Raw genomic sequence first — 11,800 nt, 5'->3', positions numbered from 1 at the left:
CCGGCGGCGGCTCGCCCGCGGCGGCGCTGGCCGGCTCTACCCTGCGCTTCGCGGACGACGGCGTGGCCTACTTCCTGCTGGATGCCGGGCTCGCGGAACGGGCCGCGGCAGACGGGCAGATAGATGGGGAAGCCGACGCGGAACTTCTGGCCTGGTCGGGGGGCGGCGCGGGCGCCGATGCAGCCGGGCTTGAGCCGGCGTCAATGTCGGCAGCTGCCTCTGGGGGTGCGGAGACCGGTGCTGCCTGGACGGAATCCCTCGCCTTGGCGGACGTGGCGGGGGCGATGCCAGCTGTGCGCCGTGCCGCGGTCGCGGCGCCCGTGGGCAAGCTCGTGGAATTGGCGGCCGACGATGAGGCGCGCGCAGATGCGTGGGTCGAGGCGCTGGCGGGGTACCGGCGCGCCGAGCTGCTGGAGACGGTGGCCGCCTACCTGCGCCACCGGGGCCACTGGGAAGACACGGCCCGCCAACTGGGCGTGCACCGGAATTCGCTGCGCCACCGAATGGCGGTGGCCGAACGTCTGCTCGGCGTCAGCCTCGACGATCCGGACGTCGCCGCGCACCTGTGGCTGGCCCTCCGCCGGCGCGGCCTCTGACGTTCAGTCCAGGCTGCGCAGCCACTCCAGCACCGATGTGGTGTGTTCGCCGAGCGCGGGCGGGGCGGCCGTGCGTGTCTCGAACGCCGGGCTCCAAGAGATCGGGTGGCGGACCTGGCGGCCGGCTGGCTCCCCGCCGGCATCGCGGACTTCGATGGTGGGGGCCAGCCCCAGTGATTCGGCATACCGGAGGCCCTCGTCGATGTCCGCCACCGGGCCGGCTGGAACGCCGACGCCGGTGAGTTTGCCCTGCCACACCGATGCGGAGGCGGCGGACAGGGCCTCCTCCAGCAGCGGGATGAGCTCCCGGCGGTGCTGCACCCGGGCGCTGTTGGTGGCGAAACGCTCGTCGTCCGCGAGCTGCGGCTCTCCCAGGACAGCGGCCAGCTGCCGGAACTGTCCGTCGTTGCCACAGGCGACGGCCAGTGGACCATCGGAGCATTCCAGCAGCTGATAGGGAACGATGGAAGGGTGCTCGTTGCCCATCCGCCGGGGGACCTTGCCTGCTCCCAGGTAGGCCTGGGCCTGGTTGGCCAGGGCGCCCTGCAGGCTGGACAGCAGGTTGACCTCGAGTCGGCTGCCCCGGCCGGTGGCAGCGCGGGCGTTGAGCGCGGCGAGGATCCCGATAGTGGCGTCCTTCGCGGTCAGCACGTCCACCAGGGCGACACCCGCCTTGTAGGGTGAGCCCTCCGCCTCGCCGGTGATGCTCATCAGGCCGCCGACCGCCTGCACGATGAAGTCATAGCCGGGCAGGGACGCACCTTCGGCTGAACCGAAACCGGAGATCGAGGCGTAGACCAGGCCCGGATTCCCGGCCGCGAGGTCCGAATACCCGAGGCCGAGCCTGTCCATCCCGCCCGGTTTGAAATTCTCCACGACGACGTCGGCCGCCAGCGCCAGCTTCCGGGCCAACCGCCGGTCGCCGGGATCCGCCAGGTCCAGGCAGATCGATTCCTTGTTGCGGTTCACGCTCTCGAAGTAGGTGGCCCCGGTCGGGGAATACGGCGGACCCCAGCTGCGGGTGTCATCCCCCGTGCCCGGGCGCTCCACCTTGATGACCCGTGCACCCAGGTCGGCCAGCGTCATGGTGGCAAGCGGACCGGCGAGCACCCGGGAGAAGTCGGCCACCAGCAGGCCTTCCAAGGGTCTTTTGACTGAGGCCGGGGCAGCGGCAGTGGGGGAGTCAGGCACGATCCGTCCTTCCGAACAAGCATGAAGTGGCGTTGAGTCTACGGCAGAGTGTTCGGCGTGGGACTGGTTGTCTTGGCCAGACGTTGGTTGTTTCGTCCAATGGGCGGTGGCTGCCGGCCCTACCTCCGGTATGGAGTCTTGACGGCCCTGCAGGCGGTAGGGATAGTGTTGCATGACCTAGGTCACGTATTGCAATACTCCCGAACCCGCGCCAAAAATAAGGAAGACCGTTGCCCCCATTGCCAGTGCACACCACATCCCGCAACGAACAGGGCGAACCCGTCGTCGAGCAGGTCGACTTCGCGGCCGTCCCTCGGTTCTCGTCGGCGCCTACGTTCGCCGGGCTTCCCCGCCTGGACCAAGTCAGCGACTATCAGGTAGGTCTCGTCGGCATTCCCTTCGACTCCGGGGTGACCTTTAGGCCGGGGGCCCGCTTCGGACCGGAGGCGATCCGCAGCGCAAGCCGCCTGATTCGTCCCTACCACGTCGAACTCGGCTCCCATCCGTTCAGGCAGCATCAGGTCGCGGATCTAGGCAACATCCCGGTTACTCCGTTCAATATTGAGGCTGCCGTGGAGGCCATGATTCGAGGCCTCGACGAGGCATCGGAGCGGAGCCAGCGCCTGGTCGTGCTCGGGGGCGATCACACGATCGCCTACCCGGCGCTGAAGTCACTGCACCGCCTTCACGGCCAGGTGGCGGTGGTTCACTTCGACGCCCACCTCGACACCTGGGGCCCCTATTTCGGCGCCAATCTCCACCATGGAGCACCATTCCGCCGGGCGTTCGAAGAAGGCCTGATCGACCCGGAGGGATGCCTCCATGTTGGTGTTCGCGGATCGGTTTACGGGCCGGAAGACCAGGACAACGATGATGCGACGGGCTTTCAACGCATTCGTGCCAGCGAGTTCATCGGCACCGGACTTGACGGCATCGTCGAACAGATCAGGCATCGGGTGGGAACGCGTCCGCTCTACGTCTCCGTTGACATCGATGTGCTCGATCCGGCGTTTGCCCCCGGCACCGGGACACCCGAACCTGGCGGCCTAGCCAGCCGGGAGCTCCTGCACCTGTTGCGGGGCCTTGCGGGCCTGAACCTTGTAGGGGCCGACATCGTGGAGGTGGCCCCCGCATACGACCATGCCGACATCACCTCGATGGCCGCCGCTCAGATTGCCTACGAGTACTTGAGCATCTGGGCCAAGCCCTGAAGCCGCTGCCCCACCGGCCCCGGGTGTAGGGCCGACGGCACGTCACACCGACGCATGCGGAGTCAGGACCCACAGGACCCGCGCTTGCCGGGTTTTCGAGGGGTTCCGCCAGAGATGGGGGAGTGAGGCACGAAAGGTGAGCGCATCACCCTCTTGGAGCTCCAGCTGCTGCCCTTCGACGGTGATGTGCAGTTCGCCTTGCAGAACAGTGACGAACTCCCGATCGACGGGGAGCCGGTACGGTTCGGGGTCGCTTCCGCCGCCGGGTTGAATGACCGTTTCGATGACCTGCACGCCTCCCTGGCCCGGCGGCGTCAGGATCGAATCTGCGACTTTGTGGCCGAGGAAGCGCGCGGGTTCGCGGGCATCCGCCCTGACCAGGTGAACGGCCGGCGGCTCGAAGAGGGCCGAGAGCGGAAGATTCAGCGCATCACATATGGAGGCCAGTGACGCGACGGAGGCCGATGTTTTTCCCAGTTCCACCTGGGAAATGAAGCCCTTGGTCAACCCGGTGTGGTTCGCGGTCTCCAGGATGGTGAGCCCGCGGTCCTCCCGCGCCCGCCGCAGCCGCTCGCCGATGAGTTTGACCTGTTTCGTCGCCGGCCTTTCATCGGTTCGCGCCGCGTCGTCCTTCATGCTCTTATCTTGCCCTACCGCTCGGTGATACGGTCCACTGCCCTCGCGCATGTGCCGATGTCCCCGCCAATGCTGCCGGTGGTCCCCCACCTGCCGCCCATACAATGGCTGGTATGAACAACACTGACCGCCGGGAGCTCTCCCGGCAACGGCAGCTGCCCGGGTCCGGGCCGACATGACGGCGGAAACAACCGAGCAGGTAGTGCTGCTGGACGAGAACCTGAAGCCCGCCGGCGTTGCCGACAAGGCCGAGATCCACACGGGCGAGACACCGCTGCATCTCGCCTTTTCCTGCCATATTTCCGACGCCGAGGGCCGCGTGCTGGTGACCAGGCGCGCGCTGAACAAGCTGACCTGGCCGGGCGTCTGGACCAACTCCGCGTGCGGCCATCCGGCCCCGGGGGAGGAGATGGCCGACGCCGTGCGGCGAAGGGTGCGCTACGAGCTGGGGCTCGGGCTGGAAGACCTGAAGCTGGTGCTGCCGGACTTCCGCTACCGCGCGGTCGACGCGTCCGGCATTGTGGAGAACGAGTTCTGCCCCGTCTACACGGCGCTGGCCGCCGGCGAACTGTCGCCGCGCGATGACGAGGTGGCCGAATACCGTTGGGTGCGGCCCTCCGACCTGCGGACCGCCGCGACCGCAGCGCCGTGGGCCTTCAGCCCGTGGATCGTGCTTCAGCTGCAGGCCCTGGAACGACTGGCCTAGCGTCCGCAGGGATTGGCGCGGGCACCGCGGCGTCAGCCGGATGCCGGACGGCCCGCGCCTTTAGGTAGCAGGCGAATGTTCGGCCGTCCGTCCGGCCATGGCCGGACGCGAATCGCGGCGGGACGGCGCCGGCAGCGCCGCCGTCCCGGAGGTGACCAGCCGGGAGATGAGTTCGTCCGGCCACATGGGCCGGCCGAAGTAAAAGCCCTGCGCATTCAAACCCGGGCAGCCGGCCAGCCACTCCACGGCCTCGGCGGTCTCGATGCCCTCGATCACCACGTCCGCCTTCAGCGCGGTGAACATGGCGATCAAATGGCTGACCACGATGTTGCGGGCGGTTTCGTCGTCGTTCGGTGCGCTTCCGTCGTCACCGCTGACCAGCGAGCGGTCCACCTTGACAATGTCGAAGGGGAACTCGGTCAGCGCGTTCATGGATGAGTAGCCGGAGCCGAAGTCGTCCACGGCGATCCTGAACCCCTCGCTGCGCAACTGTACGAGGGCTGCCCGGGACTGCTCGGACATCTTGTCCAACGAGTTTTCGGTCAGCTCCACGATGATGTTCAGCTCCGGCCCTTCGGCGCGCATCCGCCGCAGCCGGTCCACGACGGGGGATCCGGTGGCGAGCTGGCCCAGCTCCACGTTGACGGAGACGGAGCGGACGCTGGTGATTTCGCTGATGCGGGCCATCGCCGCCGCCGCACCATCGATCACCTGGATGGTCAGCTCGTTGAGCAGGCCCAGCCGGTTCGCCTCAGTGACCAGCCGGTCCGCCGGGATGTTGCCCAGTTCGTCGTCTTCATAGCGGGCCAGGGCCTCGAATCCGACGATCGCATCCAGGTCCAGCGAAACGATGGGCTGCAGCGCCACACGCAACAGGCGCCGGCGGATGCCGCGTTCAACCGCGACAGCCAGACAGGCTTCGGCCTCCGAGCCGTCGCGCTGTGCGTCGCGCAGCCGCTGCTGCAGCCGCTTGGAGCCGTACATGCCGGAATCGGCGTTGCGCAGCAGCTCCTCGATATTGGGTGCCGGGCGATCCGAGTACGCCACGCCGGTGCTGGCCCGCACCCGCAGTGTGTTGCCGCGGGCGGTGAGCGGGCGTGCGATCGCGGCGGCGATCCGTTCGGCGGCGGCGCGGGCGCCGGTTTCGCTGGTGACGTCGCGGAGCACCACGACGAATTCGTCGCCGCCGATGCGCGCGGCCACGTCGTCCTCTCGGATTTCCGAGCGTATCCGCTGCGCGGTGGCGGTGAGCAGCAGGTCGCCGACGTCGTGGCCGTGCCTGTCGTTGACGGCCTTGAACTCGTCCAGATCCAGATAGACGACGGCGATGGCCTCGCCGGGGCGGCGGCCGGCGTTGATCTCGGCCAGCCGCTGCCAGAGGGCGCGCCGGTTGCCCAGCCCGGTCAGGGCATCGGTGTCCGCCTGCAGCCGCAGTTCGTGCACCAGCTCATCGTGCCGGACCATGATGCTGCCGACGTGTGCCAGCGCGTCGAGCACCTGCTCGTCTTCCTCGGTGAACTGTGCGCCGCCGTTCCGCGACGCCACCAGGTAGTTGTCGCCGTGGTCCCAGCGACGCATCCGGACACCGATTTCCCTATCTTGCGGCGCTTCTGGACGCAAGGACACGCGGTCGGCGCGCACCGAGGCGCTGGCGGCGGCGAGGAGGGTCCGGTCGAGCCCGTCCGGATTCCACGGCAGCTCGAGCGAGGCGTCGACCAGGCCGGTGAGGCGGCGGCGCAGCTCGCGGTTGCGCAGCCAGCCGGTGACCGCCAGCGCCAGCACGGACGCGAAGACCAGGAGCAGCGACTGGACGCCGTCGTGGCCGAACCGGAGGGCGGCGTACTGGGCGGCCAGGCACAGGAGCAGATTGATGGCCAGCGTGCACAGGGCCGGCGCCCAACCGATGCCGTTGCGGAAGGTGCCGCTGCGCGTGGCCGTGGTGGCGAAGGCACGCTCGACGGCAATCGCCGTCATGAAGAAGGCCAGCCAGCCGGCCAGCAGTGCGGCCGGCCACGCAAAACCGCCCGCGTGGAAGGCTTGGAACACCGCAACCAGCACGGCGGAGGCGAGCAGCCGGCTGATAAACCAGTACACCTCTCCCCAGCGGAAGCGCCGGAAAACCACGCGGGTGGCCAGGAGCCCGACTCCCACCACCGCCACCGTTTCGTGCAGCGGGGCGGTGAGGTCGTTGCAGACGATCACGGCAGCGGTCATCGCGGCGGTGGTTTGGCGGCGCATGAGCGGCGTATCCACGCGCAGGTGCCAGGCCAGCACCAGCATCAGCACGGAGAGGACGGCCACGAGGTCGAAGCGTGGCGGAGCGACGATCGAAGCCGCGACGACCTGGCCCAACACCAGCAGCCCGGCAGACGAAATGCCGGCGATGGCAGCCCACGCGAAGGCGGCCGCCGCCTTGGTGGCCGTCATGATGCTGCCGGCATGCCCGTTCCCCACTTCTGCCGTCCCGCGTTAACGTTTCAACCATCGTAACCGTGCAGCAGGCCCAGCCCGTGCAGGCAGCGGCGGACGCTCCGAAACAGGGAGGGGCCACGGGAAACCGGCGCCCGACGCGCGCCTTCGTGACCGGCACCAGCCGCGGAAAGACGGACAGCAGGCGGCCCGCCCGAACGCGGCACCTGTCCGGCTCGCTCCGGACATTGCACACCGCGTGGGCGGGCCTTCGCCTTTAGTGCTTGAGCAGCCCCTCCAAGAAGGTGGCGGGCCGCTGCATTTCGCCGTGCTTGGCACCGAGCACGATGACCGTGCCGGCGAAGGCTGGGATGGTCCACTGCAGCAGCTTGAGTTGCTTCTGCGCGGACTTAAGCTCCGGTGACGCCATCGGTGAAGGCTCGGTGGCGCCCTCTGCACCCTGTTCGGCCATCTTCTCCACCTTCTTGCCCAGCATTCCGGCGTAGAGGGTGACGGCCGCGCCGGCCAAGGTGACGACGGTCTTGATGACGGTATTCCGCGTCACCCCTTCCTGCTTGACCATCCTGCCCTTGTTGCCCGCCAGCAGCGGCAGGCCGGAGGCAAGGTGCGATACGAAGGCCACGGTCTGGACCGGCGCCCACTTCATCCAGCCGATGCTGGACAAACGGGTGCGCTCGCGCGGATCCTGGGCGGCGGCGGCCGCCCCGTTAAGCCCGATGGCGCCCATCAGGGAACCGCCGAACCAAGCGGCGGCAGTAAGGTCGTGCACAGAACGGGCCAAAAGATTTCCGGACATTGCTGACTCCTTAAGTGCGTGCTGTGGTGCCGATCGGCAGATGCCTCCGGCTAGAGGTTGACGACGTCGTTCTTGCCGACGTCGTCTGCTTGCTTCCCGGTGACCATTCCCTTGGCCAGCTTGAACAGCGTGGCCACCTTGGGGGAATCCGGCTTCCAATATTCGGCGGTGTGGGCCTCGACCCGGAGCAAGGCCACCGTGGGGTCGTCCTTGCCGTTCTCAAACCACGGTTCCATCATGGGGCCCCAGAGTTCGTCGATCTTCGCCTGGTCCCGGACGATGGAGGCGGTGCCCGAGATGGACAGGTAGCCGTCCGACCCGCTGACCGACACATTCACGTGCGGATTGGCGCGGATTTCGTTGGCCTTGGGCGAGGGATCGTGCGTCACAAACCACAGGTCGCCGTCGAACTCCGCTTCCTGTAGTGCCAGGGGCCGACTAAACAGCTGGCCGCTGGCATTGACCGTGGTGAGGACGCCGATGTCAGCGTCCTTCAGGATCTTGGCTACTTCCTTGCGTCCTTCATCATCGTTCGCCATGAAACCACCTTCCGACTAGGGTGCAGGGAATCCTCAGCATACTTTCTAATTCCGAGGAGGCCAATGGTGGTGGCGGGCGGGAACGGTTGAACAGGGAAGTGCGCGCGGCATGAGGCCGGAGCCTGGTCGGCTTCGGCTTCATGCCGCGGCAGTGCCGCCTCTTTACGCGGTGCGGGCGCCGGCGAGCAGTTCGTCCAGCCGCTCGTAGCCTTCGCTCATGCCGCTTTCCATGCCGGACTGGGCCATGCCGTCGCGCGCCTCCAGCGTGGGGTAGACGGAATGTCCGATCAGTTTGCAGCGTCCGTTGCCGAGGTCCTCGAAGGTCATGAACTCGATGCTCACGACGTCCGGGTAGCCGCCGAACTCGAAGGTCTGGATGGCGAACTCGTTCTCGCGGACCGTGTGGAATATGCCGGTAAAGGCGTACTGTTGGCCGTCGGGTCCGGTGTGTAGGTAGCGGTAGCTGCCGCCGGTGCGGAAGTCGTAGTGGTCGACGTCCATCTTCATGCCCCGCGGGCCCAGCCACTGCTTGAGCAGGTCGGGATCTTTGTGTGCGCGGAAAACGTCGGCGACGGGGTAGTCGAACTCGCGTTCGGTATCGATGAACGGAAGGCCCTCCGGGAGGGTGACTTTGAGTGAGTTGCTCATGGTTTGTCCTTGGATAGTTGGCCGAGCACGGCGTCCAGTCCGCGGTACTGCGCCTCCCGAACCAGCCGGTACTGGTCGATCCACGCGGTAAGCGCTTCGAGCCGTGCAGCGTTGAGGTGAACGGGCCGGCGTTGGGCATCCCTGCTGCGGGTGACCAACTGTGCCTGCTCGAGGACCTGGATGTGCTTCGAAACCGCCTGCTTGGAGATTTCGAAAGGCTCGGCCAGCTCGTTGACAGTTGCCGGTCCGCGGCTGAGCCGGGCGATGATGCGGCGGCGGGCCGGATCCGCCAGGGCCATGAACGCCCTGTCCAGGAGTGCCTCGTCGCTACTACCAGTCACGTTATTCAACTCTTCCTTTGATCAACCTTTCGGTTGAACAAAAACTTACTCCGCTGGCAACGGCAGGTCAAGGGGTTGTGGCACGATTCGGCCTGGTCGGGAATGTCAGGGGAGGGCGGTCTGGGGTCTGACAGGATGAAGCATGGCCAAGCCTCACCCTTACCCAACTGCGCTACTTTGCGACGGTCGCCGAGACCGAGAACATGACGGCCGCCGCACAACGGCTGAACCTGACGCAGTCGGCGCTGTCCAATGCGATTTCCCAGCTTGAGCAGGACCTGGACGTACAGCTCTTCATTCGGTTGTCGCAGAGGGGGCTGAAACTGAGTCCTGCCGGACGACAATTCGCCAAAGACCTGAACGCCTTCCTCGAGCACGCAGATTCCCTGTACGAGTCGGCGCGGGGCCTGTCGCAAAATCTCACCGGCGAGCTGAAGGTAGGGGTCTTCGGACCGCTGGCGCCCTTCCGGGCACCAGTCATCCTCCAGGCCTTTGAAGCGGAATACCCGGACGTGCACGTTTCGTTCCTGGAGGGCGATCAGGAGTTTCTGCGGCGGGCCTTGCTCGAGGGGCATTGTGAACTGGCGCTGATGTACAGCATTGGGTTGGGCGGCGGTTTCACCACCCAGACGGTGGAGCACATTCCGGCGCACGTGTTGGTTCAGGAAGGGCACCCTCTCGCTGCAAGTCCTGACCACGAGGTGGCGCTGAGGGATTTGGAAGAGGAACCGATGATCCTGCTGGACCTGCCGCATACCCGTGAGTACTTCATGCAGTTGTTCCAGCTGGCAGGTTTAAAGCCCAATATTCGTCACCGGGCAACCGGCTATGAGACTGTCCGCTCCTTCGTTGCCCGTGGCCATGGTTACGCTGTGCTGAATCAGCGGCTCCACCACAACCTGACTTACGCGGGCGGGGGCGTCGTTCCGCTACGGCTTGTGGATCAACTGCCGGCCATCGAGGTGGTGCTGGTGCGACCCGAGGGTGTGACGCCCACCCGGCGGGCCCTCGCGTTCGAAGCAGTGTGCCGCGCGCTGTACAGCGCGGACAAAACCTAGGCATCCCGCTGGCTGCGCCTGGCCGGACTTCGGATTCATTATTTCGATTACAAACGCAGAAATTATCTGTTGGACAGATGTGACGTGGCCCACTGAGACTGGACATCATCTAACAGGTTGATCCACCCCTGGCCGAACCTGCAAAGACGCGGGATCGTACGAGGATCAGCCGCAACCTTCAGGAGGACTTGCGATGGACTACAGTCGGTCAAGATCCACGTCGTGTTCCGCGTTACACGCGGAGTCGGGTAAGGGCCGCAGTTCCTCCCGCCTCTGGCGGCAGTCATGACGGTGAATGGAGCCCGGACTACATCGGGATCCGCAGACGCCACAGCCTTCTCACAGTCGAACAAAACCACCGGGATGCAGAAGCGCGTCCTTGCAGGTGGCAGTGTTGGGCAGTTTATTGAGTTCTACGACTTTTCCCTCTACGGTCTCTCGGCAGTGACGCTCTCCCAGCTGTTTTTCCCCGGCGAGAACCCACTTATCGGGCTGTTGGCCACCTTTGCCACGTTCGGTGTCGCCTTCATCGCCCGGCCGATCGGAGGTCTGTTCTTCGGACAGCTGGGCGACCGGATCGGCCGACGCCGCGTCCTCTACATCACGCTGGTGACCATCGGCGGTGCCACGGCCGCCATCGGCCTGTTGCCGCCTTATGCCGCCATCGGAGCTCTCGCACCTGCACTGCTGGTACTGTGCCGGCTGCTGCAGGGGTTCTCGGCAGGCGGAGAATCCGTCGGTGCCCCGGCCTTCGTTTTCGAACATGCGCCCGTGAACCGTCGCGGTTTTTGGCTCAACATCACCCTTGCCGCCACCGCGCTGCCGTCCGTCGTGGCCGGCGCGATGATCCTGATCCTCAACCAAAGCCTTTCCGATGAGGCCTTCTTCTCATGGGGCTGGCGCGTACCGTTCCTGCTGGCGTTGCCGCTGTCCCTGTTCGGTGTGTGGATCCGCTCCAAAACCGAGGAGAGCGCGGCTTTCAAGCAGGTCGCTGAAAAACATAAGAAAAAGGAGTACAGCCCGGTTCGCGAGGCCTTCCGCGAGAATAAGGTCCGGATGCTCCAGGTCGTCTTCGTCATGGGCTTGACCGCCATGGGTTTCTACTTCCTGTCCGGTTACTTCGTCGGCTACGTGCAGACGACCGGCAACCTGACCCTGCAGGCGTCCCTGGTGGCGAACGCATCGGCGATGCTGTTTTACGCTTTGCTGCTCCCGGTCGGCGGAATCATCGGTGACAAGGTCGGCCGCAAGCCGATGCTGATTGCAGGGTCGGCCGCGATCGCATTGCTGGCCTTCCCCTGTTTCATGCTGGTGACCAGCGGCTCGCTGGGCCTGGCAATTCTGGGACAGCTGCTCTTCGTCGTTCCGCTATGCATCTACGGCGGCGGCTGCTACACGTTCTTCGTGGAAATCTTCACGACGAAGACCCGCTTCACCTCGGCCGCCGTCAGCTACAACCTTGGATACGCGTTGTTCGGCGGAACCGCACCCTTCATCGGCACCGCGCTGGTGAACGGCACCGGTATCTCTTACTCGCCGGCCTACTGGCTGTGCGGCGCGGCGATCATTGTGTTCCTGCTGCTCACGCTGACCAAGGTTCCGGAGACCCGCGGACGCCTCGGCTGATAACGGGAGCCGGGGGGACCGA

General features: G+C 66.1%; 12 protein-coding genes. 5 read left to right on the top strand and 7 right to left on the bottom strand.

What is annotated here, in order from left to right:
• A partial coding sequence (locus AC5RUH_RS10890) for a helix-turn-helix domain-containing protein (RefSeq protein ID WP_494128580.1) occupies positions 1 to 596 on the top strand: 596 nt, incomplete at its 5' end.
• Positions 597 to 599: 3 nt separating this feature from the next.
• Here AC5RUH_RS10890 and AC5RUH_RS10885 read toward each other — a convergent pair.
• Complete coding sequence (locus tag AC5RUH_RS10885) at positions 600 to 1,787, bottom strand: CaiB/BaiF CoA transferase family protein (protein ID WP_494128579.1); 1,188 nt, start codon at positions 1,785 to 1,787, stop codon at positions 600 to 602.
• Between the two features lie 230 nt (positions 1,788 to 2,017).
• On the opposite strand from AC5RUH_RS10885, the gene speB reads away from it, so the two are divergent.
• A complete protein-coding gene (speB, locus tag AC5RUH_RS10880) occupies positions 2,018 to 2,998 on the top strand; it encodes an agmatinase (protein ID WP_494076691.1) in 981 nt (326 codons plus the stop codon).
• A gap of 42 nt (positions 2,999 to 3,040) precedes the next feature.
• Here the strand turns inward: speB and AC5RUH_RS10875 are convergent, their stop codons facing one another.
• Positions 3,041 to 3,634, bottom strand: a complete 594-nt coding sequence (locus AC5RUH_RS10875; protein ID WP_494128578.1) for a helix-turn-helix domain-containing protein — start codon at positions 3,632 to 3,634, stop codon at positions 3,041 to 3,043.
• A 175-nt stretch (positions 3,635 to 3,809) separates the two neighbouring features.
• Here AC5RUH_RS10875 and idi point away from each other — a divergent pair, with 175 nt between their 5' ends.
• Positions 3,810 to 4,340 (top strand): isopentenyl-diphosphate Delta-isomerase, encoded by a 531-nt coding sequence (idi, locus tag AC5RUH_RS10870; RefSeq protein WP_494001605.1) that lies wholly within the window; start codon positions 3,810 to 3,812, stop codon positions 4,338 to 4,340.
• A 60-nt stretch (positions 4,341 to 4,400) separates the two neighbouring features.
• Here idi and AC5RUH_RS10865 read toward each other — a convergent pair whose 3' ends face one another.
• From AC5RUH_RS10865 to AC5RUH_RS10845, 5 genes are all read right to left on the bottom strand, one after another.
• On the bottom strand, positions 4,401 to 6,767 hold the full coding sequence (locus AC5RUH_RS10865) for a putative bifunctional diguanylate cyclase/phosphodiesterase (RefSeq protein WP_494014501.1): 2,367 nt from the start codon (positions 6,765 to 6,767) through the stop codon (positions 4,401 to 4,403).
• 259 nt (positions 6,768 to 7,026) lie between these two features.
• Positions 7,027 to 7,566 (bottom strand): hypothetical protein, encoded by a 540-nt coding sequence (locus AC5RUH_RS10860; RefSeq protein WP_494001603.1) that lies wholly within the window; start codon positions 7,564 to 7,566, stop codon positions 7,027 to 7,029.
• Between the two features lie 50 nt (positions 7,567 to 7,616).
• Complete coding sequence (locus AC5RUH_RS10855) at positions 7,617 to 8,105, bottom strand: pyridoxamine 5'-phosphate oxidase family protein (protein WP_494001602.1); 489 nt, start codon at positions 8,103 to 8,105, stop codon at positions 7,617 to 7,619.
• Positions 8,106 to 8,267: 162 nt separating this feature from the next.
• Complete coding sequence (locus AC5RUH_RS10850; protein WP_494001601.1) at positions 8,268 to 8,753, bottom strand: SRPBCC family protein; 486 nt, start codon at positions 8,751 to 8,753, stop codon at positions 8,268 to 8,270.
• Positions 8,750 to 9,052 carry an ArsR/SmtB family transcription factor gene (locus AC5RUH_RS10845; RefSeq protein ID WP_494001879.1) on the bottom strand — a complete coding sequence of 101 codons (303 nt, stop codon included), beginning with the start codon at positions 9,050 to 9,052 and terminating at the stop codon, positions 8,750 to 8,752. The genes AC5RUH_RS10850 and AC5RUH_RS10845 overlap by 4 nt, the downstream gene beginning before the upstream one ends.
• 245 nt (positions 9,053 to 9,297) lie before the next feature.
• On the opposite strand from AC5RUH_RS10845, the gene AC5RUH_RS10840 reads away from it, so the two are divergent.
• A complete protein-coding gene (locus AC5RUH_RS10840; RefSeq protein ID WP_494128577.1) occupies positions 9,298 to 10,152 on the top strand; it encodes a LysR family transcriptional regulator in 855 nt (284 codons plus the stop codon).
• Between the two features lie 363 nt (positions 10,153 to 10,515).
• Complete coding sequence (locus AC5RUH_RS10835; RefSeq protein ID WP_494128576.1) at positions 10,516 to 11,778, top strand: MFS transporter; 1,263 nt, start codon at positions 10,516 to 10,518, stop codon at positions 11,776 to 11,778.
• Positions 11,779 to 11,800: the final 22 nt, after the last annotated feature.

Source organism: Arthrobacter sp. Y3223166 (assembly GCF_059090935.1).
Note: the sequence above shows the minus strand (reverse complement) of the source record. Positions and strands in the feature narration are given on the sequence as shown.